The sequence below is a fragment of the Nocardia sp. NPDC049190 genome (genome assembly GCF_040648115.1).
Lineage (GTDB): Bacteria > Actinomycetota > Actinomycetes > Mycobacteriales > Mycobacteriaceae > Nocardia.
Genome location: NZ_JBEZDE010000031.1, coordinates 37236 through 63725, shown reverse-complemented (window position 1 = coordinate 63725; position 26490 = coordinate 37236). Strand labels below are relative to the sequence as shown.

Genomic DNA, 26490 nt, shown 5'->3' with positions numbered 1-26490 from the left:
AAAGGACTTCACATGACTGGTGTCGACGCGCCGGAAGACACCCAGGCTGTCCCGGAGCGGCCGCGCGCGGCCGGTCGCCAGGACTGGACGGCCTGGCCGAAGTACAACGCGGCGGGTAGCGGGTACCGGGGGTATTGGTACCCCGTCACCTGGTCCAGTCACATCACCAAGAACCCGAAAAGCTACACGATCTGCGGTGAGAAACTCGCCGTCATCCGAGACGCCGGCAAGGCCTACGCGCTGCACGACCGTTGCCCACACCGTGGCGTGCCGCTGTCGGAAGGCAACCAGCAATTCCCGGGAACGGTGAGCTGCCCGTACCACGGATGGACATATCGCTTGACCGACGGCAAGCTCGCCGCGGTCATCACCGACGGGCCCGACTCCAAGATCTGCGGCAAGCTCTCGGTCCAGACGTACGCGGTCGAGGAGCGGCTGGGACTGGTCTGGGTGTACATCCCGATCGCGAGCGAGCCAGCGCCACCGATCGACGAACAACTGCCGCGCGAGCTGGTCGAGAACGCCGGAATCGTCGGCGGGCGCATCCAGCCACGCGCGGGAAATTGGCGTTTCGCCTGTGAGAACGGCTTCGACGAGGGGCACGCGAAATATCTCCATCGCACTGCACTGTGGCGGCTGTTCAAGCCGATGCCGACCTGGAACATCACCCGCATCGTGCCCGAAGGCCGGTGGATCTACCGAGTGCAGGACGAGGTGTACTGGGAGGCCGATTTCCCTGGCGTCGGAACATGGACCAACAAGCGATGGTGGAAGAAGAAGCCGGACGAGACCAAGGTGTCGCAGATCGGCAACGTCGGTGCCGGACTCGAGGTCAATCCCGTCATCGCCGCGCAGAACTTCCCGGGATTCGCTTCCCTGTCCATGCCCGGCGTACTGCGCATCGCCTACCCCAACTTCATCCACTACGAGTTCTACGTGCCGGTCGACGATGACCGGCACAGGTACGTCGGGTTGATGGTGAACTTCGTGTCGGGGGTCAAAAAGCTCGGCTTCTACGCGAAGTACCTGGGCGCGATCCGCTGGCTGTTCCACGGCCAGTTCTCCGGGCAGGACGCCTGGATGGTCGAAGTCACCGACGCGCCGCCGGAGAAGCTGTATCGACCCGACGTCTCGCTCACCACGTGGCGAAATCTCGCCGAGGAAGAGTACGCCGCGAAGCTCGCCGCAGCCGCCGAATTCACACCGCAACCGGTCGCCAGGACCCGTGAGCGCCGGGCACCCGCCTCGCGCGCGGGCACGGCGGCAGCCAAGCCCGCAGAACCCGTCACGTCGAGCGAATAGAGGAATCCATGTTCAAGACCCTGATCGCTCTGTTCGCCGGTGGGGCTGTTGTCGCGGTCGCACCCCTCGCCTGGCGGTTCGTCGCTCGACACAGCAACACCCAGGTACATCAGGTCAATCCATGACGGTCGGCGAAGGGGATATGCTCGCGGGCCTGGATGCGCAGCGTCGCCGCTGGGTAGCAGCCGCCTGCGCGCAGGTGAACCGCGACCGGCTGCGCGAGCTGGTGACCGGGCTCGTCGACATCGCCAGCCCGACCGGCGATGAGGCACCACTCGCCCGACACATCACCACGACACTGCAGGCGGCGGGGATCGCCGCGCGCACGATGTATCTCGATGACCGGCAGGCCAACTCGTGGGGTCGAGTGGCGGGCGAGGGGACCGGTCCCGATCTGCTGTTGTATGCCCCGATCGATACCGTGACCAGTGGCAACGCCGAGGAAGATCTGCCGTGGGTCGGCGAATCGCTCCGCGCCGACATGGTCGCGCGGGCCGCGTCCGTCGACGATTACGTCATCGGACTCGGCGCCTCGAATCCCAAGGGACACGCGGCGTGTGTGATGGCGGCCGGAGAAGCGATCCGCGCTGCGGGAATTCCGCTCACCGGAGACCTCCTGTTGGGCTTCGGCGCCGGGGGGATGCCGACCAACGCGCGACCCGGTGTGGGCAATCCGCGTCGCAACACCGGCCAAGGTGTCGGCTGTTCCTTCCTGCTCGAACAGGGCGTGTGGGCAGACTTCGCGCTCATCGCGAAACCGGGATGGACCGTGTCCTGGGAAGAAGTCGGACTTGCCTGGTTCGAGATCACGGTGCACGGCAGCCACACCTACGTGGGTTCCCGCCATCGACTGCCGTACCAGAATCCGGTCGCGCTGGCCGGGTCGGTGGCGACACGGCTGGAAGAGTGGTTCCCGCAGTATTCGCTGGCACACCGCGACGGCCTGGTTCTGCCGCAAGGCATGGTCGCCAACATTCGGGGTGGATGGGAGCGCACCGCGTCCTTCACTCCGGAGAACGTCCGCATGATGGTCGATCTTCGGCTCAGCCCACGCACCACTCCTGCTGTGGCCAAACGCGAACTCGTCGCGGCGGTACGGCAGATCGCCGCCGACCTCGGTGGCATCCGGGTCGACGTGGAACAGGTCCTGGCGATTCCCGGCGAGGGCTCTGATCCGCAGATGTGGCTGTGCCGCAAGGCGATCGAAGCGTGGGAAGCGGTCGAAGCCACGCCGCATCAGGAATTCTACGACGCCAGCGGCGCCACCGACGCGAACATTCTGCGCGGACGTGGGATCCCCACAGTGCGGGTAGGTATGCCGAAGGTCGCGGACGCACCGTTCGAAGTGGACTTCGCCATGGGCATGAACACGGTGGACCTCCGGGAGGCGGAGAAACTCACCAGGTATCTCATCCGTGTCGCCCTCGACACGGTCACACGCACACTCGAGGAAGTAGGGAGCTACTGATGGCGACAATCGTGTTGGGTGTCGGCGCCTCGCACAGCACCCTGATGAACACCCACTGGGAGGAGACCACGCACAAGGCGGAGGCCGGTCGTTTCCGGGACGCGCTGTACGCCACGCGGGACCGGATCGCGGCCGCGGCGCCGGACGTCGTGTTGATCATCGGATCCAATCACTTCCGTGGGTTCTGGCTCGATCTCATTCCCGCCTTCACACTGGGTGTGGGCGACGTGAATTCCAGTGGCGAATCCGGAACTCCGCAGGGCCCGCAGCAGGTCGATGTCGATTTCGCCCGGCATCTGGCGAACGAGGTGATCGAGGGCGGGCGCTTCGACCTGGCGTACTCGGCACGGCTGCAGATCGATCACGGACAATCCCACGCGATCCAATACTTGCTGGACGGGCTCGACGTGCCGATCGTCCCGCTGGTCGTCAATGTCTTCGCACCACCGTTGCCGACCTTTCAGCGATGCGCCGAGCTCGCCACCGCACTGCGGGCGGCGATCGCCGGCTACCCCCAGGACAAGCGGGTCGTCGTCATCGCCTCCGGTGGCCTCTCCCATCGGCTGCCGTGGCCGGACTGGCGCGACCCGCACGGCGAGGACGAGGACTTCATGGTCCAGGCCTGGTTGGACGGCCGGGAGAACTGGTCGGACTATGACGTGCGGCGCCGACAGATCATTCGAGCCGCCGAGGCCGCCATCACTCCCGAGTTCGATGACCATGTCCTCGATCTGTTGGTAGCCGGCAAGGGTTCGGAGCTGGCCGAGTACTCCACCAACTACGTCGAGGAGGCGGCCGGGAACGGCGCGCAGGAGCTGCGCACGTGGTTGATGATGGCCGCGATCATGGACTACATCCCCGCCGAGCGCCTCGCCTATGAGGCTATTCCGGAATGGCTCACCGGAATGGGCGTTGCGGTTCTCGACCCCACCACCCCCCACTCATCGTCACGAGGGACGCAATCATGACAATCTGGAACGAATTGGCCGGACTGGACTTCACACTGCGGACGGTCGACGCGAACGGCATCCCCACCCGCGCGCTGCAAGCCGGTTCCGGGGACGAGGCGGTGGTGTTCCTGCACGGCACCAGCGGCCACCTCGAAGCGTTCGCCCGCAACATCGCCGCGCACGCGCCGCATTACCAGTGCCACGCCATCGATATGCTCGGCCACGGCTACACGGGAAAGCCGGACTACCCCTACGAGATCCCCCGCTACGTGCAGCATCTGGTCGACTACCTCGATGCCGTCGGGATCGAGCGGGCCCACCTGGTGGGCGAGTCGCTCGGTGGCTGGGTCGCCGCTCACCTCGCCAGCGAGCAGCCCGACCGGGTGCTGTCACTGCAACTACTCGCCGCCGGTGGCACCGTCGCGAACCCCACCATCATGGAACGGATCAAGACCTCCACCACCAACGCGGTGCGCAGCGACGACATCGAACTCACCAGGGCCCGCCTCCGGCTGCTGATGCACGACCCGGCTGATGCCACCGAGGAACTCGTCGAGGTCCGACACCGGATCTACCACCAGCCGGACTTCGTCGCGAACATCCACAACCTGCTGTCCCTGCAGGAGATGGAGATCCGTCAACGCAACCTGCTGCGTCCGGAGCGTCTCGCGAAAATTCAAGCACCCACCCTGGTGGTCTGGGGCCACGAGAATCCGTTCGGCGACGTGCCGGAAGCCAAGAAGATGGCCGAAGACATTCCCGGCGCCCAGTTGCAGCTCTACGCCGAGTGCGGTCACTGGCCGCAGCACGAGCAGGCAGCGTCGTACAACCCACTGAGCCTGGACTTTCTGGCGAAGGCGTCCGCGCAGGCGAAGGCATCGGCCTGAGTTGATCCAGGCCGTGCTGCTGCGGGCCGACCACGCATCGCGCGCGTGGCCGGCCCGCGGCGCATAGCAGATAGAGAGTAGGACGGCCGATGAACCGGATCGTAGTGTTGGCCACGGATGAGGACGACGGGCTCGGTGCGGCGATCCGCGCGGCCGTCGGCGGGGCCGGGCAGGTGGTGCGTCCGACCTACCGGACGGTCGATGAGCTGCGCGAATTGCTGCCGGATGCCGATATCGTGGTCGGCGATTGGAGTGGCGCACTGCCCCTGGGCGCGACCGAGGCGGCTCTCGCCGGCCGACTGAAACTGATTCAGCAACCCGGGGCCGGCGTGAACTTCATCGACCTGGCCGCGTGGGCCGCCGTGGGGGTCCCGGTAGCCAACACCCCGGGCGCCAACGCGGCGTCCGTCGCCGAATGGGCGGTGGTCGCGGCGGCAAGCCTGAGCAGGTCCATGCCCTGGGCCCACGCGGAAGTCTCCGCCGGACGCTGGCCCCAGGAGGCGATACTGGCGAGGGGCTGCCGTGACCTCGGTGAACTCCGGGTCGGGATCGTCGGCTTCGGCGCGGTCGGACGCCGGTGCGCATCGCTGTTCGGCGCGTTCGGATGCGAGGTCGCCTACACCGCGCGAACCCGCCACCAGGACGCGACAGCACGCTACCTGCCGATGGACGACTTGCTGCCGTTCGCCGAGGTACTGGTGGTAGCGGTGCCGTTGACCACGCAGACGCACGGGCTGCTCGCTGCCGCAGAGCTGTCGAGGCTGCCGGCCGGGGCGCTGGTCGTGAACGTCGCGCGCGGACACGTGGTGGACGAATCGGCACTCGTCGCGGCGCTGCGTTCGGGCGCCGTGGCCGCAGCCGCACTCGACGTGTTCGCCGGCGAACCGCTCCGCTCCGACAGCCCCCTGCGCACCCTCGACACCGTATTGCTGAGCCCGCATGTCGCCGGGGGGAGCGGTACAGCGCGACGACGTATCTATGCGATGACCGCCGAGAATGTGGCACGGGTGTGCGCAGGCGGTCGACCGCGATGGACGCTGTAGACAGAAATCCGGCGGCCGAAATGTTTCAAGGATGTTTTCCGAAACCACACCGTATGGGCGCCCCGAGTTGCGTCGAGGTAAGTTCTGGTCCATGGTCCGCACGGCGGACCGAGATGATTCTCGGGCCTGGTCACCGCGGTTAGGTTGCTTCACACAAAGCCCGCAATTGCGGCCCAGATCACAGAACGAAGGTGTCGGCACATGGCCTGGCGATCCCAACTCGGCAAAACTGCTCTCGCGTCGGCGGCAGTACTTCTCACGATGACCGTCGGTGCGTGCAGTCGCCCGGCAACGCAGAGCACCGCCGATACGGCAGGTAGCGGACCTGTCCGGATTGCGGTCGGCATCGACGCTTCCTACGCACCGTTCTTCGTCGCCGACAAGAAAGGTCTGTTCAAGGATGCGGGCCTGAATGTGCAGCTGGTGCAGTTCGGGCGCGGCGGTGAAGCGGTCGACGCCCTCGCTACCGGTCAGGTTCAGATCGCCGGAAGCTCCGACACCACCACGATTCAGCAACTCCAGCAGAACCCGTCGCTGCGCGCGATGTACGCATACGAGGCGTCGGGCCGGTACATCAAGGTCGTCCTGCGCAACGGCGTCGAGTCGGCGGCGGAGGTCAAGACGATGGGTATCGTTCCCGGGCTGAGTCAGATCTCGACCAACAAGTACCTCGAGGCAAACGGCGTTTCGCCCGATTCGGTCAAGATGGTCACGGCCACCCCGAACGATATGCCCGCGTTGCTCGGCCGCGGCGATATCGACGGCTACGTGATGTGGGAGCCGTGGCCGGCTGCCGCGCTGAGCCAGGGCACCGGACACGTCGTCGCGCGAACGGGCGATTTCGACTGGTTCTACCACCACTGGGCAATCACCACACAGCCGTGGTTGAGTGCGAACGACGCGACGGCCCGCAAGGTCGCCCAGGTTCTGGACAAGGCAACGCAACTGGTCGAATCAGACCCCAAGCTGGCCGCCACCGCGACGGAATCCGCGGTCAATGTCGCCCAGGACCAGACCGTCACCGCAGTCGACGAAATCGACTTCGCTGTCGAAAATCTCGCCCCCGGCGATATCGACGCAGCCCAATCGGTGGTCGATTTCTACAGGAAGATCGGCGTGATGACCGTGCAGCCCGACCTCAAATCGACGATGCTCGTCGACTGGTACAAGAAGAGTGCTCAATGAGTGTGACAGCGATCAAAGGTGTTCCCGTAGACATCAGAGATCTCGGGATCAGCTTCGGTGCTGCAGAGATCGTTTCGGGAATCGACCTGCACGTCCGGGAGGGAGAATTCATCTGCCTCCTCGGCCCCAGCGGGTGCGGAAAGTCGACGCTGCTTTCGTCGATGGCCGGATTCATCCAACCGACCGCGGGCGAAATATTCTGCGACGGTGAACAGGTCAAGGGAAGCAATGCGCACGCGGGCATGGTCTTCCAAAGTTCGGAAGCGCTCTTCGAATGGATGACCGTCAACCAGAATGTCTCGTATGGCCCGCGCATGCACGGTGCGAGTCGAGCTGAGCAAGCACGGATCGCGGCCGAATACCTCGCTATGGTGGGTCTGCCGCATTCGGGTGAGAAATTCCCGTCCCAGCTGTCGGGCGGTATGCGCCAGCGGGTGCAGATCGCCCGGGTCCTGGCCAATCAGCCTTCGCTCGTCTTGATGGACGAGCCGTTCGGCGCCCTGGACGCGCAAACCCGACAGGTGTTGCAGATCGAGTTGGACAAGATCTGGCGGCACACCGGCTGCACCGTCGTCTTCGTCACCCACGACATCGACGAGGCACTCACGCTCGCCGATCGAGTGGTGGTGATGTCCGCCGGACCACAGGCACGCATCAAGAGCATCTACGAGGTGCACGCCCCGCGACCGCGGGACCGCACGCATCCGGATGTGATCGATCTGTATGAACAACTGCGCGACGACATCCGCGCCGAGGTCGTGACGTCGTTGCGCAATCAGGGTATCGAAGAGGACGTGCTATGACCGCGGTCGTACAGAGGCCGGCAGTACCGGCTGGAAAAGCGAGGTCGAGACGGACCCTGAGCAAATCGGCGAGTGTCGCCGGCCAGGCGACGCGCACCGTGTTGCTGTGGGTGGCCTCGGCTGTGCTCGGTCTCGCCGTCTGGTCGTTTCTCGCGTGGTGGTACGGGCCCACGACCATCGCTTCCCCGGCCGCGGTGTGGACGGCCGCGGTCGAACTCGCGCAGCGCGGGGTGCTGTGGACCTCGATCTGGGCATCGGCGCAGCGGATCCTCATCGGCTGGAGTCTCGGTGTCGTGATCGGCGCACCGATCGGAATCCTGATGGGGCGCGTCAACATCGTGCGTCAACTGCTGGATCCCTACATCGAGTTCTTCCGTTTCATCCCGCCGATCGCCTTCGTGACGCTCGCGGTGGTGTGGTTCGGGATCGGCGAGACCTCCAAGGTCGTCCTGATCTTCTACACCTCGGTGTTCATCGTCACGGTGAGCACGATCGCCGCCACCGTCGCGATCAGTGAGAACAAATTCCAGGCCGCGACCAGTCTGGGTGCGAACAAGTTTCAGCTCATGAAGACCGTCGTGCTGCCCTCGGCGGTTCCTGGCATCGTGACCGGCGCCCGGCTGGCGATGGGTAACAGCTTCTTGACCATCGTCTCCGCCGAGATCGTCGCTGCCGATCACGGGATCGGCTCGATGATCTGGCAGGCCCGAAACTACGGCCGCATCGATTGGACGTTCGTCGGAATCATCGTTCTCGGCATCATGGGTTTCATCTTCGACCGCATCCTGCGGATCTTCTCGACGACGTTCCTCTCCCGTTACGGCGTCAAATGAGTAGGAGCACACAATGACTCAATCCCCGACGATCGCCGAACTGGCCGGCATTCCCGGAGCACCGGAGTCGGCGACTCTCGACCAGGAGCGGCATCGCCGCAAGGTGGCGGTGATCGGCGGCTATCGCATCCTGTCGCGGTTCGGGCTCGACGAGGGGATCTCCGGCCACATCACCGCGCGCGACCCGGAGCGCACCGATACCTTCTGGACAGCGCCGTTCGGACGTCACTTCTCCAAGGTGATGCCCGACGAACTGTTGCATGTGGACTCCGACGGCACGATCCTGTCCGGAGAAGGACCACTCAACCGTGCCGCGTTCGTCATCCACTCGAAGGTGCACGAGGCCCGACCCGATGTGATCGGCGCCGTCCACGCCCACGGACTGCAGGGTAAGGCGTTCTCCTCACTGCACCGGCTGCTCACGCCGATCACGCAGGACGCATGCGCGTTCTACGACGACCACTCGATCTACGAGGAATACCACGGTGTCGCGCTGGACGAGGAGGAAGGCCGACGGATCGCGCAGGCGCTCGGCGCCAACAAGGCGGTGATCCTGAGCAACCACGGACACCTGACCGTAGGCACGTCGGTGGAGAGCGCGGTGTGGTGGTACGTCTCGATGGAACGGTCGATGCAGGCCGAACTCGCCGCACGCGCGGCGGGGGAACCGGTCACACTGCACGACAAGATCGCTGCCCAGACCTATGAGGCAGTGGGCACCGAGAAGGTCGGCTGGTTCGCCTACTCGACGATCATCCAGAAGATCGCCGCGGAGGAACCGGAGATCTTCGGCGCCTGACCGGTCACACACCCGGATGCGCGCTGTCCGTTATCGCGGGCCCGTCGGCCACACCCATGGCCGACGGGCCCGTTTTCGTGTGCCACCACCAGGACGAACGCAGTCTGCTGACCGGACCGATTTCATGTATGAAGCGCCGCACGCTGATTAGCGTTCCACCAGTGAATACATCGTCCTCCTCGTCGACGGATACCGAACTCGACGTCGATATTCTGGTCATCGGAGCCGGCCCGGCAGGGCTCTACGCCGCGTACTACGCGGGCTTCCGCGGCCTTCGCGTCGCCGTGGTCGACGCACTCGCGGAGCCGGGCGGTCAGGTCAGCGCGATGTACCCGGAGAAGGCGATCCTCGACATCGCCGGCTTTCCCGCCGTCAAGGGACGCGATCTCATCGCAGGACTCCTGAAGCAGGCGGCGCCGTTCGATCCGATCTACCTGATGGGAGAACAGGCACAGAGCCTGGCCCACGACGTGTCCGGCAACGCGGTCGTGGGAACCAGCAAGGGCCGCACCATCACCGCGGGTGCGGTGATCATCACCGGCGGAATCGGCACCTTCACACCCCGTCCGTTGACGAAAGGGCTCGATTTCCTCGATCGTGGACTCAGCTATTTCGTGCCCGACCTGTCGGCACACCAGGGCAGGGATGTGGTGATCGTCGGCGGCGGCGACAGCGCCTTCGACTGGGCGATGCACCTGGAACCGATCGCCAACTCCGTCACCCTGGTGCATCGGCGCGACAAGTTCCGCGCCCACAAATCGAGCGTGACCAAGGTGTACGACAGCTCGGTGCAGGTCCTGGTCAACGCCGACGTCGCGGACGTCCGCGGCAACGGCTGGATCACCGAAGTGGACATCGCCCACAAGCTCGACAAGTCCACGACCACCCTTCCCGCACAATCGGTGATCGCGGCACTGGGTTTCACCGCGGATCTGGGTCCGATGACGGACTGGGGGATCGACATCGACTCCCGGCACATCGTCGTGAACACCCGCATGCAAACCAACGTCGCGCGCGTCTACGCGGCCGGCGACATCACCGACTATCCCGGAAAAGTGCGGCTCATCTCCGTCGGCTTCGGCGAAGCCGCCACCGCCGTCAACAACGCCGCAGCCGCGCTCGACCCCGACGCGGAGATCTTTCCCGGACATTCCACCGAACAGGAGGGCTGAACAATGGCTTTCGTGATAGGCGAGGCCTGCATCGACTACACCGATCGCTCGTGCATGGAGGAATGCCCGGTCGACTGCATCTACGAAGGCGACCGCAAGCTGTACATCAATCCGAACGAATGCATCGACTGCGGCGCCTGCGAACTGGCGTGCCCCGTCGAGGCGATCACGGTAGATCGGAAGGCCGAGCCCGAATTCAAAGAGGACAACAAACGGTTCTTCCTGGACATCTTGCCGACCCGCACCGAACCCGTGGGCAATCCCGGTGGCGCCGCGAAGATCGACGTGATCGGCGTCGACACACCGATGGTCGCGGCGTACTGATGGGCGCCGACCTCCGATTCGCCTACGCGGATACGTCATTCGGTCAACTGCACTACGCCGAGCAGGGTGACGGTCCGGTGCTGCTGCTGCTGCACCAGACTCCTCGGTCCTGGGACGAGTTCCGAGAATTGATTCCCCTGCTCGCTGTCGATCACCGGGTGATCGCCATGGACATGGTGGGTTTCGGCGCCAGCGCCACGCTGCCGGCACCGCAGACCATCGAGGTCTTCGCGCGTGGGGCGTGGGAACTGTTGGACGCACTCGGTGTCGAGTTCGCCGCCGTCCTAGGACACCACACCGGCGCAGCCGTGGCAATGGAGATGGCCGCCCAGCACAGCCACCGAATCGGTGCGGTGATGCTGTCGTCGTGCCCGTGGGCGGATGAGCGGTATCGCGCCGACCACGCCGTCGCGGTGGGTGTCGACCAGGCCGAGCAAAGCGAGGACGGGGCACACCTGCAGACCTTGTGGGACCGGCGTCGACCGTACTACCCGCAGCCGGTCGCCGGACTGCTCGACCGGTTCATCCGCGACGCGCTCGCACCCGGAGTCGATCCGGCGGAGGGCCACCGGGCGTGCGCTCGTTACCGGATGGAGGATCGGATCGGAGCGGTGCGCGCGCCGGTGCTGCTGATCGGCGCGAGCGACGACCCGTTCTCGATGCCGAACCTCCCGATCCTCCAGGCACGTCTGACGGGCGCGGCCTCGGTGCGCCGCGTCGTCATCGAGAACGGCACGGTGGCACTTGTCGAACGCGAGGCGGCAGCGGTGGCGTCAGCGGTTCGCGACTTCCTGGCAACCCTCTGGACCGCACCGCCGAATGTAAATTCCGTGGAACGAGTCCACTGACCGGACCATGTGACGTGTTTCTCGCCGTAGCGGTACCGTAGCGTCGCAACGTCAGGTGAGCGCGTCGCTTGTCGTGACAACGCTCGTTCGACCTCGACCGGCCAGGAGGCAACCCGTTGACCACAGCCGCACGACGATCCACGGAACTCGGATCGGTAGTACCCATCAAGTCGGCCGTTCAGCAAACCAGCGGGGACATGTCCTCCGTGCTCGGCAAGGCGCGCCTGATCCTCGATGCGTTCGACAGTCAGCACAACGACCTGTCGTTGACCGAACTCGCCCGCCGCAGTGGCGTCGCGAAGGCGACGGTGCATCGGCTGGCCGGAGAGTTGGTGGAGTGGGGCCTACTCGAACGGGCGGGAACGAAGTATCGGCTCGGGCTGCGGCTGTTCGAGCTGGGTCAACTGGTACCCCGACAGCGCATCCTGCGTGACGCGGCACTGCCCTACATGGAGGATCTGCTGCTGGCCACGCAGGAGACAGTGCATTTCGCGGTTCGCGACGGTATCGACGTGCTCTACATCGAGAAGATCGTCGGGCATCGCGGACTCAATCAGCAGTCCCGCGTGGCCGGCAGATTACCGCTCTACTGCACGGCCACCGGAAAGATGATTCTGGCATTTTCTCCCCAGTCGGTGTTCGACGAAGTCGTCGAACAGGGACTCACCGCGCTTACCAACCGCACCACGATGTCGGTCGGCGTGCTGCGACAGCAACTCGAGCGGATGCGTAAGGATCAACTGGCTGTCGAGGTCGAGGAGACCCGGCTCGGCTACATGAGCGTCGCCGTCCCGGTGTTCAGTGGCCCTCGGACGCTGGCCGGCGCGCTGTCGGTCACCGCGCCGACCGCCCGGCTCAATGTCAGTCGGATCACCGGCGCCCTCCGGACCGCCGGCGTCGGGATCACCCGGACATTGCATGCGATGAGATGCACCCACTCGACGGGCGACGGCGCAGGCCGCGACCGCGCGTGCAGTCCCGCGATGTGTTCGTTCAACGGCTGCGGAAAATAATCCCGGATTCGTTCATCGCTCTCGCGTCGGCCGGAACCCCTGCCGCTGGGCATCCCAGGTGTCCGGACCGACGCCGCGCGAGCGCAGTTCCGGCTTGCGCACCTTGCCCGTCTCGGTGAGCGGTAGCGCCGCAACAACGTCGACGTAGCGGGGAAGCGCGAAGTAGGCCAGGTTGTGCTCGCCGAAGCGCAACAGATCGGCGGGGTCGAGGGTGCCGCCGTCGCGCGGCACGACCGCCGCCATGATCTCGTCCTCGGCCAGCGTGGACGGCACCGCGAACACCGCCACCTGCGCGACGCCGGGATGTCGCGCCAGTACCGACTCCACCTCGGTCGCCGAGATGTTCTCGCCGCGGCGGCGGATCACGTCCTTGATGCGATCCACGAATCGGAACCAGCCGTCGGATCCACGGACAACCCGGTCGCCGGTAAGGAGCCAGGTACCCGCCGCTGGGGTCGGATCACCCAAGTATCCCTGAGCGAACCCGCCGCGACGCAGACTACGGACCACCAACTCGCCCGGGGTGCCGTCGGGGACGGCCGCGCCTTCGTCGACAACGGCGGCTTCGTAACCGTCCATCACCGTGCCGATGAAACCGTCCCGGCGGCAGCCCGGCATCGACCCCAGGACCAGGTTGGTCTCGGTGCTGCCGAATCCATCGACGAGTTCGATGCCGAAACGGATCCGGAACGGCTCGTACAGGTGCGCCGGCGTCGCGGGCGACAGCGACCGGGTGACGCGGTGGGCACGATCGATCGCAGACGGCGGCCGGTTCATCAGCATGGCCACCATCGCGCCCAGCAGGTAGATCACGGTCGCACCGGACTCCGCCACGTCGGCCCAGTAGCGGCTTGCCGAGAATCGTTCCCCGAGGACGAAGGTGCTGCGACACACCAGGGCCTGGAACAGGGCGCCGAGGGCGTTGGTGTGGAACAGGGGAAGGCAAGTGTACAAAACATCGCCGGTTCCGAGGCCGAGTGACCGTCCGACCCCGTCACCCCACCAAAGGAACTGGGCGTGCGGGCAGCGCACGCCTTTCGGCATCCCGGTGGTGCCCGAAGTGAACAGCACCGCGGCGATATCGAGAGCGTCAGCCGGCGTCGGATCACGAAGTGGACCGAGGTCGGCGCTGTCGACGCACGGCGCGGACGCGGAACCGACGATCCAGCATTCACCCGTGAATCCGCTCGACTCAACGTCTTCGACGTACCGCGGCTCGACGAGTAACCACCGTGCGCCGGACTCGACGAGTACATGCGCCAAACCATCGCCCCGCAACGCGACGTTGAGCGGAACCGCCGTGGCGCCCAACCAGCTGCAACCGAGAACGAGATCGACGAGTTCGAGGCGATTGCCCGTCAGTGCGGCAACCCGGTCACCGGCCCGAACACCATGCGCGTGCAGGGCGTCCGCCATGGACGACGCCCGGTGTGCCAGTGCGCGATAGCTCACCGCGACGGCGCCGGCGCGCACGGCGATCCGATCGCCACACTCCTCGGCCCTGGCGATGAGCAGCGCCGGAATGGTCATCGCCGCCGGCAGCCGCGACCACATGTTCGGTGCAGGCATCAGCTCAGGGTACGACTACGGCGCGCCCGGCCACCTTGCCCTCCCGCATCAACTGCAGGGCCTCGGCGATCTGATCGAGCGGGAATGCCTGCACCGCGAGCGACACCTCACCCGCCACCAGCTTGCCGATCAGTTCAGGGGCGAGCTCGGCCTGTCGGGCTGTCCTGCGCATCATGTTGACCGGCAGGATCTGAACGTCACTGAGCAGCCAGTTGGGCAGATCGAGTGTCAGCTCGGTGCCCAGCGTGTACCCGATCAGCGCGGCCCGTCCGCCCGGTTCGACCCGCTCGAGCAGCGGTGGAAGAGAGTCGCCACCGAGCGTATCGATGAGCACGTCGGCCACGGAACCGTCACCGAGCTCCTTCGCCAGTTCCGCGCCGCGACCCACGACCGGCCGGACACCGGCGGGAAGCAACGACACCTGATCCGGCCGGGGAACGATCCCGATCACCTCTCCGGCACCGGCGAGCTGCGCGAACTGAGCGGCCATCGAGCCGACCGCGCCCGAGGCGCCGGAAATCACGACCCGTTCACCGGGACGGACCTCGGCGACATCGTTCACGGCCACATACCCGGTGGTGCTCGGCAAAAAGAACGTCGCGGCCACCTCCGGCGCGAGAGCGGAATCGAACGGCGTGAACGCTTTATCAGCCGCCACCAGGTACTCCGCCCAGCATCCGTTCTTGAACAGACCGATGCCGCCGCCGCGTACCAGCACCCTGGTTCCCGGCGCGAACGTCTCCGATTCGACCACTGTCGCAGCGCCGTCGGTGCCGCCGATGTGCGGCAGCGAAGGCTTGACGTTGAACTTCCCGCTCGCGACGGTCATATCGAGGTGGCCGAGTGCTGCCGCGTCGATCCGGACCAGCGTCTGCCCTGCCGCACGGGTGGGAATGTCGACCTCGTCGATGACGGGGCTCTGACCGAAACTGTGTAACCGCGCGGCGCGCATGGATCTCCTTCGGGTGAGGGTGCGAGTGGTTCAGGACAGATGGTTCACGACAGAACCGAATCCGCACGAAGACGTGCGATCTTGTCCTGCGGGTACCGCAGTATGTCGCCGAGAACCGAGTCGGTATCGGCGCCCAGAAGCGGTGCGGCGCTGCGTACTGCACCGGACGCTCGATCGAGCCGGACAGGGACACCCTCGTGCAGGAACGCGCCCGCGCGCGGGTGTGTTCGCCGCACGAAGAAACCGCGGGCGCGCAGATGAGCGTCGGCCTCGATCAGGTCTCTGCCGTCCTGCACGGTGCCCGCGGGCACGCCCGCCCGCTGCAGCAACTCGGTGACCGCGTCGGCGGGCAGGGTCCTGGTCCACGCCGTGACCGCCGCCGCGATCTCCGGATTGCGAGCCCTGCGTTGCCCAGCCGTGCGATAGCCTTCGGCCGCTGCCCACTCCGGGCGATCGATCAGCGCACACAAGGCCCGCCAATCGGCCTCGTCCCGCACGGCGATCGCCACCCAGCGGTCCGGGCCCAGACAGCGGAACACGCCGTGCGGCGCGAACCCGGGATGGGCGTTCCCGGTCGGCTCCGGCAGTCGACCCGTGCCGGTGGACTGAATGACGCTGGTCCCCATGTGCGCGGCCATCGCCTCGAGTTGGGACAGGTCGACGTGCTGGCCTCGGCCGGTGCGATCCCGGTGTTCGAGCGCCGCCACAGTAGCGGTCGCCGCCTGCAGACCGGCCACGATATCGCCGTGACCGTAGATGACGCCGACAACTTCGTCGGCGCTCCATCCCGTCAACGCCGTCAGCCCCGTGCTGGCCGACACGATGTCCGCGTACGACACCCAACTACTACGCGGACCGGTATGGCCCATGCCGGACATCGAGACATAGACGATGTCGGGACGCAGTGCACGCAGCCGCTCATAGCCGAGTCCCATCTTCTCCATCACCGACGAGCTGAAATTCTCGATCACGACGTCGCTCTCGGAAATCAGGTCGGCGAGCACCTCGAGCCCCTCGGCCGAACGGGTGTTGAGGGTGATACTGCGCTTGTTGCGGTTGACGTCGTTGAAGTAGCCGCTGGTGTCGGGATCGTTGTGCGGCCCGCGCGACAGGTGCATGGCGGGGGCGAACCGGGTCGGGTCCGGCCGACCCGACGATTCGACCTTGATGACTTCGGCACCGTGGTCGGCGAGGATTCGGGTGCAGTACGGACCGGCGAGAACCCAGGTCAGATCGAGTACTCGGATCCCGTCGAGACTGCGTCTGCCCGGCCCCGCCTCGGCGGTGGATACCGCTGTGCGGGTGCGGGATTCGGTTGTCAGCGACTGGTCGGCGCCGAGTCCTGAGACCGTGAGCTCACGAACCCGCCGCCCCTCGGGGAAGGCGAATCCGAATCCGAGATCACGGGTCACCTCGTCCCCGGAGACCACATCGAGGAAGAAGTCCCGATCATTCAACTGGGGGTTGATCAGCAGTTCGGCGGGTCCGTCCACCGCCGCCCACGGAAGTTTGCGTTCCTGCGCGCGAACAGCGAACTCTTCCTTCGGCCATTTCGACAGGAAGCGCTGCAGAACCTCGAACAGGTGCGCCTGGTGCGTCTTGCGTTCGACGGGATCACTCCAGCGTGGGTCATCCAAGTCGTCCTGGACGCCTTCTTCGATCAGCCACTGCAACGTCGCGTCCCACATTCGGGGACTGCCGCCGAGTCCGCCCCCGAGAAACCCGTCGGCGGCGCGGAACAACCCGTGTGGGACCAGTGGGTGCACTCGGCCCGGCCGACCCGGAACACGGTCTTCGTGTACGTATGCCAGTGTTCCCGCCTCCAGGCTCGCCGCGACACACTCCTGGGCCGAGATATCGACCACCGGTGCGCGGCCGAACCGCCTGGCCCGCAAACCCAACAGCGCACCGATCGCCGCATTGACCCCGGCGAGTTGCTCGGCCTGCCCTTCGGGCAGGCTCAACGGGGCACCATCCGGCTCGCCGACCTGCGCCATCATCCCGCCCAGCGCAGCCACCGTGAGGTTCGTCGCCGCCCACCCGCTTCGTGGGCCGCTCACACCGAAGGGTGTGACCCGGACATGGACGAGCGAATCATGCTGGGATACGGACGGTTCCGCACCGACGTCGCTGCCGTCGAGAAGGATGTCCGCCCCCGCGACCAAGTCGTCGAATACACCTCGGTCGGTGTCGGTGGACAGGTCGAGCACGACCGAGCGCTTACCCGCATGCCAGTGGGCGAAGGCGTACCCGTCGAGTTCGCGGCGCGTCGGGTCGCCCTCCGGGGGTTCGACGAGGATGACCTCGTACCCGAGACCGACAAGAATTCGACCGGCGAATCGGGCGAACGGGCTCGACAGCTCCACGACACGAATAGTGGATTCGACCACGGTGGCTCCATTCCGAACTGGTGTGCGTGCCCTCCCGCCGGGAGCGTGGGACCGACACTATGACCGGGCCGAGCGGAGCGGGATGGTTGCGTTCTGCTGACCGGACCCGTACCGGCCCGGTCAGCACAGCGGGGCGGTCGGTTACTTGGCGTTCTGGTCGAACCAGCCGCTCAGCAGCACTTTCTGCGGGTCGACGTCACCGTTGAGTTTGCCTTGGCCACGGAAGAAATCGACCAACTGTCGCGCCTGCTCGAGATCATCGGGCGTGAAATCCCGTCCTCGGAAGTCGATCTGGGTGACCTGTTTGCGAGCTTCGACTGGATCCATCTGAATGGCTGCGGCCACGGCCTTCCCAGCCCGCTCCGGATCCTCGGCGACGATGTCGGCAGCCTGCGCCACCACGCGGAACACGCGGCCGGCGAGTTCCTTGTGCGCGGACAGCCAGCTGTCCGACGCGACGAGCCACTGCGAGTACTTGGCCCCGAAATCACCCGTCGTCCCGACGACGTGACTTCCCTTGCCGACCGCCTGCGAGATCCAGGGGTCGAACGAGATGAAGCCGTCGATGTCGCCGCGCGCCAGCAGCGCGGGCTGTTCGGGGGGACTCGTCGTCACCAGAGCGATCGAGGCGGGATCGAGCCCGAGACTCTTCAGGTACAGGTCGGTGAAGTACAGCCCGATGCCGGGGAAGACACCCATGGTCTTGATCGAGTTGGGCGTGACACCGTCGCGCAGAACCACTTGGAAGTACCGGTCGGACTCCTCGTACACACCCAGTGCACGGAGCTTGGGGTTACCGGCCATGACGGTCAGCGCGGTCGAGTTGGCATTCCCGGACATTTCCGATGTCCCCGCGACGACGTTCTGCGCGCCTGCCGCACCACCCTCGGTCTGGATGATTTGTACATCGAGACCTGCCTCTTTGAACAACCCTTCGCGGTCGGCCAGGAAGAACGGTGCATAGGACGGGTCGACACCCACCGAGATGCGCACCCGTTCGCCCGCGGTGGCCGCGGCGTTGTTGGTGGCGGGCCGGGAACAGGCCGTGGTAGCGGCAACTATTGCGGCGAGAACCGCCACCGCTGCCGCTGCGCGTCGCCAGAACTTCTTCTTCATCTGGATCCCTTCGAGTTTCCCAGTGCGTATATCAGCGGCCGGTGAATGTCGGCTTGCGTTTGTCGAGGAACGCCTGCAGACCCTCCGCGGCGTCAGCGGTTGCGATCAGCTCGAGCACCGCGGCGAATTCGAGGTCCAGCGCTTGATCGAGGGGCAGCGCCGCGCCCTCCTGCACAACACGTTTGAGCAGGCCGATCGTCCGGGTCGGCTGGTCCGCGAGCGTGCGCGCGGTCGATCGGATGTGCTCGTCGAACTCGGCGTCGGCGACAACCCGGTCCACCAGTCCGATGCGCAGTGCGTCCGCGGCGGTGAGCCGGGTGCCCTCGATCATCAGCAGCTTGGCCCGGTGCGCACCGAGAAGCCGGGGCAGACGTTGGCTGCCACCCGCACCCGGGAACAGACCGAGGGAGATCTCGGGAAAGCCCATGGTCGCCGACTCCGCCATCACACTCATGTCACAGGCCAGAGCCAGTTCGGCGCCGCCGCCGAGCGCATGCCCGTTCAGGGCTGCCAGCACGGGCTTCGGGGCGGTCTCGAGCAACCGCTGCACATCGACCCACGGGCGCATCGCACGCTGCGTGGCCTCGGTGAGGTCACGCATGACCGCGATATCGGCGCCTGCCACGAAGAACCGGCCGGTGCCCCGAACAACGATGCACCGCACGTCGGGGTCGTCGACGAGCGGCGGCAGCACGCTCAGGAATTCCGCGATCACAGTGGGGTCGAAGGCGTTTGCCGGCGGCCGGTCGATGGTGATCGTCGCGATCCCGTCCGACACCGTTGATCGGAGGAAAGCGGTGAGTCTCGATGGCTCGGGCATCAGGTACCTACCTCGATGTGGAAGTGACGGTTGAACAGATTCGGTGACAAGCCAGTATCGACCCACCGGGCGGTGACGACACGAACGAGGGTTCGGTGAGTAAACCAGCAGCGCACTCCTTTAAGTTCCTGCAGATTCCGCGAGCGGTCTGCTCAGTGGACCGCGGGTATTGACCAATCTCGCCGTCTCGTACATCTTGCAGCTATCACTCGCACGGCAGTGATGATGGACACAACCTGGCGGAGGCGCACATCGATGGCAAACCGATCGACGGTGGATTTCGGACAGATCGCTCTGCACAAGTGTCCGCAAATTCCGCGGCTGGTCAGCTGAGCGGACCGCGGGTATTGACCAGACACGCCGTCTCGTGCACCTTGCAGCTATCACTCGCACGGTAGTGGTGCGGGACACAACTTGGCGGAGGCGCGAATCGATGGCAAGCGTATCGACGGTGGATTTCGGGCAGATCGTTGCGGCTGCGACGCGGTTGTCGACCGCACAGCGTGACGGTGTGCCGTGTGCCCCGGTGCGAGACCTGATCGGCGCCTCGGATATCGCGGCAGCATACGCAGTGCAATCCCGCATCATCGCGGACTTCGTGGCAGGCGGCCGAACGCCGGTCGGTCGGAAAATCGGGTTGACATCGCCTGCCGTTCAAGCGCAACTGGGGGTGGACCAACCCGACTTCGGCGTCCTGTTCTCGGACATGAACTGCCCCGCGACGCAACCGGTCGATGTGCGTCGACTGCTGCAGCCCAAGGTCGAAGCCGAGGTGGCGTTCGTGTTGAGCAGCGACATCGATGTCGAGGTGGACGCGGTCACCGTGCGCAACCACGTGGAGTGCGGCGTCGCCGCCCTCGAGATCGTCGATTCGCGGGTAGCGGGATGGGACATCACCTTGGGGGACACCATCGCCGACAACGCGTCATCCGGCCTGTACGCCTTGGGGGACCGGGTTCCGGTCGGTGAGCTACCAGACCTGACCACGATCGCGATGTCGATGACCGAAAACGGCACGGTGGTGTCGGAGGGCAAGGGTGCGGACTGTCTCGGTTCGCCGTGGTCGGCCTTGGCCTGGCTGGCCAACACCTCTCGCGAGCTCGGAGCCCCCTTGCGCGCCGGTGAGGTGGTGCTCTCCGGCGCCCTCGGACCGATGGCCCCGGTCACCCCCGGCGCCGCCTACACCGCGACGATCAGCGGTCTCGGCACCGTGTCGACCCTTTTCACCGAGGGAGCGTCGGCGTGAGCACCAAAGTGGCCATCATCGGGCCCGGGAACATCGGCACGGACCTGCTGATCAAGATCAAGCGCCTCGCCGAGGGCGAACTGGAAGTTCTCGCACTCGTGGGCATTGATCCGACCTCGGACGGGTTGGCGCGTGCCGCGCGTCTGGGAGTCGACGCGATCTCGACCGGGGTACAAGGACTGATCGACCACCCTCGGTTCGACGAGATCGAGATCGTCTTCGACGCGACGTCGGCGAAAGCACACGAATTCAACGCCAGCGCATTGCGACCCTATGGAAAACGGCTGATCGACCTCACTCCAGCGGCGATCGGACCGTATGTGGTCCCCCCGGTGAACCTCACCGAACACCTCGACGCACCGAACGTCAACATGGTCACCTGCGGTGGTCAGGCGACCATCCCTATCGTCGCGGCGATCGCACAGGTCACACCGGTGTACTGGGCCGAGATCGTGGCGTCTATCGCATCCAAGTCCGCGGGACCGGGGACTCGGGCGAACATCGACGAGTTCACCGAGACCACGTCGGAAGCGATCGTGCAGGTCGGCGGCGCGGCGCGAGGTAAAGCGATCATCATCCTGAACCCGGCCGAACCGCCCCTGATCATGCGCGACACCGTCCTGGCCTTGGTGGGGGAGGACCGCAGAGACGACATCGCCGCCTCGATCACGGCGATGACGGCGAGAGTGGCCTCGTACGTTCCGGGATACCGGCTCAAGCAGCAGGTGCAATTCACCCCGATCACCGAGCCGGTGCCGACGTTGACCGATCACACCGGTCCGCTGTGGAAGGTGTCGGTTTTCCTCGAGGTCGAGGGCGCCGCACACTATCTGCCCGCGTACGCCGGCAACTTGGACATCATGACCTCGGCGGCACTCGGCGTGGCACGCGAGATCGCGGCCAAGAAGAAGGTGGCGTCGTGACCGTGACGACACGAGAAACCGTCACCGACGGGGCGGCGCTGTACATCCAGGACGTCACCCTGCGGGACGGGATGCACGCGATTCGGCACCGGATCACCCCCGAGAACGTCGCCTCGATCGCGGGCGCCCTCGACCGGGCCGGCGTCGCCGCCATCGAGGTATCACACGGCGACGGGCTCGCCGGGCACTCGCTGACCTACGGCCCCGGTTCGCACACCGACTGGGAATGGCTCGAAGCGGCTGCGTCGGCAGTACATTCGGCGAAACTCACCACGCTGCTCCTGCCCGGAATCGGCACGATTCACGAACTGAAGCGAGCGCACGACCTGGGCGTGGCTTCGGTGCGGGTGGCCACACACTGCACCGAGGCCGATGTCTCCGCCCAGCACATCGCGACCGCACGCGAACTGGGCATGGACGTGTCCGGGTTCTTGATGATGTCGCACATGGCATCGCCACAGGAACTCGCCGCACAGGCTCGATTGATGGAGTCCTACGGCGCGCACTGCGTCTATGTCACCGACTCCGGTGGCCGGCTCACCATGGACGGCGTCCGGGATCGAGTCCGCGCCTATCGCGACGTCCTCGATCCGAGCACCCAGATCGGAATCCACGCGCATCAGAATCTGTCGCTGTCGGTCGCCAATTCCGTCGTCGCGGTCGAAGAAGGTGTGATCCGCGTCGATGCTTCGCTGGCCGGACATGGCGCCGGAGCCGGCAACTGTCCGATCGAGCCCTTCGTGGCAGTCGCCGACCTGGCCGGGTGGAAGCACTCCTGCGACCTGTTCGCGTTGCAGGATGCGGCCGACGACCTGGTCCGTCCGCTGCAAGACCGGCCGGTGCAGGTGGACCGGGAGACGTTGACGCTCGGCTACGCGGGCGTGTACTCGAGTTTCCTCCGGCACGCCGAGAATGCCGCGGCAACCTATGGGCTCGACACCCGCGAGATCCTCATCGAAGTAGGACGACGAGGTCTCGTCGGCGGGCAAGAGGACATGATCACCGATGTTGCATTGGACCTGCGTAACCGTGTCGGTCACTGATCACTCCGCGGCGTACTTCCCGAGTGCTTCCCGAGCCGCCGGCAGCCACCCGGTGCGCACGATGCGGCAGGCGGCGCCACCGCCGATGCCGCACTTCCGCTGGGCCGGCTTAGTCGGCCCGGCTGTAGACCTGCCAGTGCGATCCGCACCCGGCATCCGGCGCGCTCGACGTGCCCGACCTTCATGAGAAACCCCGAGAAGAAAGAAAAATGATGAGGAAATTCGTAGCAGTGACCGCAGGTCTGGTCGCCGCGGTCGGGATCGCGTCCGGCACTGCCGGCGCGCAACCCGTCGCCGACGACAGCCCGGTCGGCTTCACGGCCAACGCCACCGAGAGCCAGTCCATCATCAAGACCGATGCCGGTTCCATGGTCATCGAGGACGACATCTTCAAGATCAAGGCTGCCAATGGCACCACGCTCGCGGGGATGCCGCTGACGTTCCGGGTCGATGACTTCGAGTTCCCGATCGCCGCGGACATCGCCGACCGCACCGCGACGTTGACGCCGCAGTTCGACATGGAGCACGCGACCTACAAGCCGGTTGCCCTGCCGTTCGAGGACAAGGCGCCGTGGAAGACCGACTTCGACCGTGAGCAGGCGGCCTGGAACCGCATGACCCAGACCATCTCGATGGGCGCCACCCTGGGCACCCTGGTCGGTGGCCTCGGCGGCGCGGCTGTCGGTTGCGTTCTCGGCGGCCTCGCCGGCGCGACCGTCGCGGCGGCGGCGATCATCGGTCTGTTCGGCGCGTTCATCCCGGCCGCTGCGATCGGCTGCCTCGGCGGCATCATCGCGGTCGGCGCCCTCGGCACCGTCGCGGGCCAGCTGCTGGTCACCGGACCGGTGGCGATCGGTGCGGCCATCCAGTACTTCGCCACGATCAACCAGCCGTCTGTCAAGCCGGCCAGCTGAGCAGTGGGGGAGAACCCAGCAGCGTTCGCTGGGGACACCCGACCCCGCTCGGCCCTCGGGCCGAGCGGGGTCTTCCCTGTGCTGGGCCGACTCGCGGTGCTGGGCCGACTCGCGCCGTCGGTCCGCTGCTGTTCGCCGTCTTCCGTGCGACGCGCGGCAAGATCGCCGCCTAACGGCCCGGTGAGCCCAGCAATCAGCCGAACCACGCGCCGGCGTCGATCGGCCGCACCGAACACCGCGTGCAACGACCGCGCCGTCGGCGCGACCGGAATCCGCTGCGCACCAACGACTTCGCACAGTCGACCCCCGCACTCGGCGAGGTACGCGGGCCGATCGCCGGGATCCGAAGCAGGTCACCGGGCAAGGTCCACGCCGGTCTGCGGGAGCGCACGCAGCAGCCCGGGACAGTTCGAGGTCGACAATGCGTCGATCGGAGGGCTCCGACCACCGAACCAGTTCCCCCACCAGCGGGCAGTACCACCTGCTCCCGTTCGATGCCCATTCACCGCGCGGGTCGACGCACCGCGAGTAGTTCCAGCAGTGGCAGCGCGTCGATTTCGGTGCTACGCAACAGTTTCGAACTCAGGCCGGACCGTTACACACCGCCGCGTCAGGATTTTTCGAACTGCAACCATTCTCGAGTCCTGCGACACCATCGCGACGGTCGCCTTCCTCGACATCAGTAGGAGATCGGTGTACGGCTCGTGGACCACGCCGATCGGGGTCATCCTGCACGCGGACTGTCGATCACCGAATCAGAACGGTAATTGCGCTCGGAGAACGGTAGATGCCACACTGGATGTGGCAATCCCATAGCACCACCAGGTAGTCGGGAGGGCTGGTGATGACAATGATTTTCCTGACACGGCAGATCCGACGGCCTCGGCGCCGCCGCCGCCCCGCCGGAGTCGAATCCGAACTTGCGCCTGAGCCGGTGGTGGACTGAGCGGTCCGGCCGATACGCCCCCACGGTCCCCCGGGTCACTCACCGTGTTGCCAGGAGGAAGCACCGGCGGGATACATCCGATCGACGCGCGGCGTCGACCATTCGTCCGCCGTGCAGATCCACTCCAACAACCGGTCGGCGATCAACAGCGTCACGCGGAAATGGGCGTGGCGAACAGGCCGTGCGAGCAGGCACAGCAGGTCAGCTGGGCTACCACCGGCTCCCCGCGAACAGTTGCGAGCGGCCACGCAACCGACCGAGCTACGACATACCCGGCTCGCGGTATCGACCACGGCGATCCGCGCCACCGCGCTCGCCGACGCACCGGCAGCCATCACAGTGCAGCACGAACCTGCTGTACGCCGGGGATGCACGACAGGAGGCATTCGCGACCCTGCCTCGATCCCGCTGAGCCGACCTCACTCCACCTGTCGCACCGGAGACGACAATGACCATTCACACCACCGAATGGACGATGACCAGCGATATCACGCCGGAATCGGCCTATCGCGCCACCGAGGACACCGACGGCTGGCGGCTGAGCTGGTTACCGAACCGATCGCTGACCCGCATCCAGGCGCAGGCCGGCATGGAACTCGACGAACTGCTCAGCGATCCGTTCGCGGTACACGACCGGATGACCCAGGCCCGCGCCGACACCTACGCCGACCAACTCGGCATTCTGCGCGAACATGCCGTGATCTTGCTGGCCAAGCGGATGGCGGCACGACTACACCAGAGTCTGCAACCGGACGGGGACACGGCGCCGCCGGGGCGCGCCGCGCGCACCCGACGATCGCGCTCCCACACCATCGAACCACCGTTCGTACACCGCTGATTCGAAGCGCCACCCGCCGGCGGCGAGTTCACGCGTGGGCGATGTAATCCGCGCCGACCGCCTCACCGATACTGTGATACCCGTTGGCGCGCAACCGATCCGCGAGACCGCGGTGGATCTTGCGCATCCAGAACGGGCCGCCGTAGATGAAGCCGGTGTAGCCCTGCAACAGGGTGGCCCCCGCCAGAATGCGTTCCCAGGCCTGGTCGACGTTCTCGATTCCGCCGACAGAAACGAGCACCAGACGGTCCCCGACGCGCCGGTACAGGCGCCGCAGCACCTCGAGCGAACGGTCGGCGACCGGCGGACCGGACAGCCCGCCCGCCCCCATGGCGCCGACCGCCGCGGGATCGGCGCGCAGCCCATCGCGACGGATCGTGGTGTTGGTGGCCACGATGCCCGCCAGACCGAGTTCCACGGCCAGATCGGCGACCGCGTCGATATCGTCGTCGGACAGATCGGGGGCGATCTTCACCAGCACCGGCACCCGCACACTGTCGAGCACCTCCCGCAGGATCGGGCGCAACGATTCCACCGCCTGCAGATCACGCAGACCGGGAGTGTTCGGAGAACTGACGTTCACGACGACGAAGTCGGCGAGCGGACCGAGCAGGGCTGCGCTGGTCGCGTAATCGGCGGCGGCCGCCGCTGGTTCGACGATCTTCGTCTTGCCGATGTTGGCGCCGATCGGCACGCCGCCGCGCCGGCGGCGCAAATGTTCGGCAGCGGCGGCAGCGCCGTGGTTGTTGAACCCCATCCGGTTGATCAGGGCGTGGTCGGCGGGCAACCGGAACAACCGCGGCGCGGGATTGCCCGGCTGCGCCTGCGCGGTGACGGTGCCGATCTCGGCGAAACCGAAGCCGAGTGGGGCCCACGCGTTGACACCGTCGGCGTTCTTGTCGAAACCGGCGGCCAAGCCGAGCGGTGCGGGAAACTCGACCCCGAACGCGGTGCCACGCAGGATAGGGTCATCGGTGGCGAGGATCTTGGTCATCGCCCAGCGCACCGGCGCGAACCCGGTGGCCATCCGCATCACGGCGAAGGCGAGGTGATGAATGCGTTCCGGCGGAACCAGGAACATCAGTCGCAGTAGCAGGGCGTACATC

Annotated in this window: 25 protein-coding genes; 18 read left to right on the top strand and 7 right to left on the bottom strand. The window is 66.1% G+C overall.

Going from position 1 to position 26490, the window contains the following annotated elements; translation table 11 throughout:
• The first annotated feature begins 12 nt into the window (after nucleotides 1–12).
• The 13 genes from AB0B25_RS24150 (at nucleotide 13) to AB0B25_RS24090 (ending at nucleotide 12627) form a co-directional block, all read left to right on the top strand.
• Entirely contained in the window at nucleotides 13–1302 is a 1290-nt protein-coding gene (locus tag AB0B25_RS24150) for an aromatic ring-hydroxylating dioxygenase subunit alpha (RefSeq protein WP_357183542.1), read from the top strand.
• A gap of 121 nt (nucleotides 1303–1423) precedes the next feature.
• Nucleotides 1424–2770: a deacylase gene (locus AB0B25_RS24145; protein ID WP_357183540.1), complete on the top strand. Its 1347-nt coding sequence runs from the start codon at nucleotides 1424–1426 to the stop codon at nucleotides 2768–2770.
• Nucleotides 2770–3738, top strand: coding sequence for a catechol 1,2-dioxygenase (locus AB0B25_RS24140; RefSeq protein ID WP_357183537.1), 969 nt, complete (start codon nucleotides 2770–2772; stop codon nucleotides 3736–3738). The genes AB0B25_RS24145 and AB0B25_RS24140 overlap by 1 nt, the downstream gene beginning before the upstream one ends.
• Nucleotides 3735–4607: an alpha/beta fold hydrolase gene (locus AB0B25_RS24135; protein WP_357183534.1), complete on the top strand. Its 873-nt coding sequence runs from the start codon at nucleotides 3735–3737 to the stop codon at nucleotides 4605–4607. The genes AB0B25_RS24140 and AB0B25_RS24135 overlap by 4 nt, the downstream gene beginning before the upstream one ends.
• A gap of 89 nt (nucleotides 4608–4696) precedes the next feature.
• The gene (locus AB0B25_RS24130) at nucleotides 4697–5650 is read left to right on the top strand and encodes an NAD(P)-dependent oxidoreductase (RefSeq protein WP_357183531.1); all 954 of its coding nucleotides are present in this window, start codon (nucleotides 4697–4699) and stop codon (nucleotides 5648–5650) included.
• Between the two features lie 201 nt (nucleotides 5651–5851).
• Nucleotides 5852–6835: an ABC transporter substrate-binding protein gene (locus AB0B25_RS24125; RefSeq protein ID WP_357183529.1), complete on the top strand. Its 984-nt coding sequence runs from the start codon at nucleotides 5852–5854 to the stop codon at nucleotides 6833–6835.
• Entirely contained in the window at nucleotides 6832–7638 is an 807-nt protein-coding gene (locus AB0B25_RS24120) for an ABC transporter ATP-binding protein (protein ID WP_357183526.1), read from the top strand. The genes AB0B25_RS24125 and AB0B25_RS24120 overlap by 4 nt, the downstream gene beginning before the upstream one ends.
• Nucleotides 7635–8471, top strand: coding sequence for an ABC transporter permease (locus tag AB0B25_RS24115; protein ID WP_357183524.1), 837 nt, complete (start codon nucleotides 7635–7637; stop codon nucleotides 8469–8471). Before AB0B25_RS24120 ends, AB0B25_RS24115 begins: the two co-directional genes overlap by 4 nt.
• 13 nt (nucleotides 8472–8484) lie before the next feature.
• Entirely contained in the window at nucleotides 8485–9270 is a 786-nt protein-coding gene (locus tag AB0B25_RS24110; protein WP_357183521.1) for a class II aldolase/adducin family protein, read from the top strand.
• A 161-nt stretch (nucleotides 9271–9431) separates the two neighbouring features.
• On the top strand, nucleotides 9432–10442 hold the full coding sequence (locus AB0B25_RS24105) for an NAD(P)/FAD-dependent oxidoreductase (protein ID WP_357183518.1): 1011 nt from the start codon (nucleotides 9432–9434) through the stop codon (nucleotides 10440–10442).
• 3 nt (nucleotides 10443–10445) lie between these two features.
• A complete protein-coding gene (fdxA, locus tag AB0B25_RS24100) occupies nucleotides 10446–10766 on the top strand; it encodes a ferredoxin (RefSeq protein ID WP_357183515.1) in 321 nt (106 codons plus the stop codon).
• Nucleotides 10766–11614 (top strand): alpha/beta hydrolase, encoded by an 849-nt coding sequence (locus AB0B25_RS24095; protein WP_357183513.1) that lies wholly within the window; start codon nucleotides 10766–10768, stop codon nucleotides 11612–11614. Before fdxA ends, AB0B25_RS24095 begins: the two co-directional genes overlap by 1 nt.
• A 116-nt stretch (nucleotides 11615–11730) precedes the next feature.
• The gene (locus tag AB0B25_RS24090; protein ID WP_357183510.1) at nucleotides 11731–12627 is read left to right on the top strand and encodes an IclR family transcriptional regulator; all 897 of its coding nucleotides are present in this window, start codon (nucleotides 11731–11733) and stop codon (nucleotides 12625–12627) included.
• A gap of 12 nt (nucleotides 12628–12639) precedes the next feature.
• Here the strand turns inward: AB0B25_RS24090 and AB0B25_RS24085 are convergent, their stop codons facing one another.
• The 5 genes from AB0B25_RS24085 to AB0B25_RS24065 all read right to left on the bottom strand — a co-directional run bounded on the left by AB0B25_RS24085 (nucleotide 12640) and on the right by AB0B25_RS24065 (nucleotide 19474).
• Nucleotides 12640–14196 carry an AMP-binding protein gene (locus AB0B25_RS24085; RefSeq protein WP_357183507.1) on the bottom strand — a complete coding sequence of 519 codons (1557 nt, stop codon included), beginning with the start codon at nucleotides 14194–14196 and terminating at the stop codon, nucleotides 12640–12642.
• Nucleotides 14197–14200: 4 nt separating this feature from the next.
• A complete protein-coding gene (locus AB0B25_RS24080; RefSeq protein WP_357183505.1) occupies nucleotides 14201–15148 on the bottom strand; it encodes a zinc-binding dehydrogenase in 948 nt (315 codons plus the stop codon).
• 44 nt (nucleotides 15149–15192) lie between these two features.
• Nucleotides 15193–17538, bottom strand: a complete 2346-nt coding sequence (locus AB0B25_RS24075; protein WP_357183502.1) for a CoA transferase — start codon at nucleotides 17536–17538, stop codon at nucleotides 15193–15195.
• 141 nt (nucleotides 17539–17679) lie between these two features.
• Nucleotides 17680–18654, bottom strand: coding sequence for an ABC transporter substrate-binding protein (locus tag AB0B25_RS24070; protein WP_357183499.1), 975 nt, complete (start codon nucleotides 18652–18654; stop codon nucleotides 17680–17682).
• Nucleotides 18655–18685: 31 nt separating this feature from the next.
• Entirely contained in the window at nucleotides 18686–19474 is a 789-nt protein-coding gene (locus AB0B25_RS24065; protein WP_357183496.1) for an enoyl-CoA hydratase-related protein, read from the bottom strand.
• Between the two features lie 433 nt (nucleotides 19475–19907).
• Between AB0B25_RS24065 and AB0B25_RS24060 the strand changes: the two genes are divergently transcribed.
• The 4 genes from AB0B25_RS24060 (at nucleotide 19908) to AB0B25_RS24045 (ending at nucleotide 23600) form a co-directional block, all read left to right on the top strand.
• Nucleotides 19908–20720, top strand: coding sequence for a fumarylacetoacetate hydrolase family protein (locus AB0B25_RS24060; RefSeq protein WP_357183493.1), 813 nt, complete (start codon nucleotides 19908–19910; stop codon nucleotides 20718–20720).
• Nucleotides 20717–21643, top strand: coding sequence for an acetaldehyde dehydrogenase (acetylating) (locus AB0B25_RS24055; RefSeq protein WP_357183490.1), 927 nt, complete (start codon nucleotides 20717–20719; stop codon nucleotides 21641–21643). The genes AB0B25_RS24060 and AB0B25_RS24055 overlap by 4 nt, the downstream gene beginning before the upstream one ends.
• On the top strand, nucleotides 21640–22686 hold the full coding sequence (gene dmpG / locus AB0B25_RS24050) for a 4-hydroxy-2-oxovalerate aldolase (protein ID WP_357183487.1): 1047 nt from the start codon (nucleotides 21640–21642) through the stop codon (nucleotides 22684–22686). Before AB0B25_RS24055 ends, dmpG begins: the two co-directional genes overlap by 4 nt.
• A gap of 212 nt (nucleotides 22687–22898) precedes the next feature.
• Nucleotides 22899–23600 (top strand): hypothetical protein, encoded by a 702-nt coding sequence (locus AB0B25_RS24045; RefSeq protein ID WP_357183484.1) that lies wholly within the window; start codon nucleotides 22899–22901, stop codon nucleotides 23598–23600.
• A gap of 981 nt (nucleotides 23601–24581) precedes the next feature.
• On the opposite strand, the gene AB0B25_RS24040 is transcribed toward AB0B25_RS24045, so the two are convergent.
• On the bottom strand, nucleotides 24582–24881 hold the full coding sequence (locus AB0B25_RS24040) for a hypothetical protein (RefSeq protein WP_357183481.1): 300 nt from the start codon (nucleotides 24879–24881) through the stop codon (nucleotides 24582–24584).
• A gap of 113 nt (nucleotides 24882–24994) precedes the next feature.
• On the opposite strand from AB0B25_RS24040, the gene AB0B25_RS24035 reads away from it, so the two are divergent.
• Complete coding sequence (locus AB0B25_RS24035) at nucleotides 24995–25384, top strand: hypothetical protein (RefSeq protein WP_357183478.1); 390 nt, start codon at nucleotides 24995–24997, stop codon at nucleotides 25382–25384.
• Between the two features lie 28 nt (nucleotides 25385–25412).
• Here the strand turns inward: AB0B25_RS24035 and AB0B25_RS24030 are convergent, their stop codons facing one another.
• On the bottom strand, nucleotides 25413–26489 hold the full coding sequence (locus AB0B25_RS24030; protein ID WP_357183475.1) for a quinone-dependent dihydroorotate dehydrogenase: 1077 nt from the start codon (nucleotides 26487–26489) through the stop codon (nucleotides 25413–25415).
• Nucleotide 26490 lies beyond the last annotated feature (1 nt).

Coding starts and splice junctions, on each gene's coding strand:
- AB0B25_RS24150 (WP_357183542.1), top strand. CDS start 13: ATGACTGGTGTCGACGCGCCGGAAGACACCCAGGCTGTCCCGGAGCGG.
- AB0B25_RS24145 (WP_357183540.1), top strand. CDS start 1,424: ATGACGGTCGGCGAAGGGGATATGCTCGCGGGCCTGGATGCGCAGCGT.
- AB0B25_RS24140 (WP_357183537.1), top strand. CDS start 2,770: ATGGCGACAATCGTGTTGGGTGTCGGCGCCTCGCACAGCACCCTGATG.
- AB0B25_RS24135 (WP_357183534.1), top strand. CDS start 3,735: ATGACAATCTGGAACGAATTGGCCGGACTGGACTTCACACTGCGGACG.
- AB0B25_RS24130 (WP_357183531.1), top strand. CDS start 4,697: ATGAACCGGATCGTAGTGTTGGCCACGGATGAGGACGACGGGCTCGGT.
- AB0B25_RS24125 (WP_357183529.1), top strand. CDS start 5,852: ATGGCCTGGCGATCCCAACTCGGCAAAACTGCTCTCGCGTCGGCGGCA.
- AB0B25_RS24120 (WP_357183526.1), top strand. CDS start 6,832: ATGAGTGTGACAGCGATCAAAGGTGTTCCCGTAGACATCAGAGATCTC.
- AB0B25_RS24115 (WP_357183524.1), top strand. CDS start 7,635: ATGACCGCGGTCGTACAGAGGCCGGCAGTACCGGCTGGAAAAGCGAGG.
- AB0B25_RS24110 (WP_357183521.1), top strand. CDS start 8,485: ATGACTCAATCCCCGACGATCGCCGAACTGGCCGGCATTCCCGGAGCA.
- fdxA (WP_357183515.1), top strand. CDS start 10,446: ATGGCTTTCGTGATAGGCGAGGCCTGCATCGACTACACCGATCGCTCG.
- AB0B25_RS24095 (WP_357183513.1), top strand. CDS start 10,766: ATGGGCGCCGACCTCCGATTCGCCTACGCGGATACGTCATTCGGTCAA.
- AB0B25_RS24085 (WP_357183507.1), bottom strand. CDS start 14,196: ATGCCTGCACCGAACATGTGGTCGCGGCTGCCGGCGGCGATGACCATT.
- AB0B25_RS24080 (WP_357183505.1), bottom strand. CDS start 15,148: ATGCGCGCCGCGCGGTTACACAGTTTCGGTCAGAGCCCCGTCATCGAC.
- AB0B25_RS24070 (WP_357183499.1), bottom strand. CDS start 18,654: ATGAAGAAGAAGTTCTGGCGACGCGCAGCGGCAGCGGTGGCGGTTCTC.
- AB0B25_RS24065 (WP_357183496.1), bottom strand. CDS start 19,474: ATGCCCGAGCCATCGAGACTCACCGCTTTCCTCCGATCAACGGTGTCG.
- AB0B25_RS24060 (WP_357183493.1), top strand. CDS start 19,908: ATGGCAAGCGTATCGACGGTGGATTTCGGGCAGATCGTTGCGGCTGCG.
- AB0B25_RS24045 (WP_357183484.1), top strand. CDS start 22,899: ATGAGGAAATTCGTAGCAGTGACCGCAGGTCTGGTCGCCGCGGTCGGG.
- AB0B25_RS24040 (WP_357183481.1), bottom strand. CDS start 24,881: ATGGCTGCCGGTGCGTCGGCGAGCGCGGTGGCGCGGATCGCCGTGGTC.
- AB0B25_RS24035 (WP_357183478.1), top strand. CDS start 24,995: ATGACCATTCACACCACCGAATGGACGATGACCAGCGATATCACGCCG.
- AB0B25_RS24030 (WP_357183475.1), bottom strand. CDS start 26,489: ATGTACGCCCTGCTACTGCGACTGATGTTCCTGGTTCCGCCGGAACGC.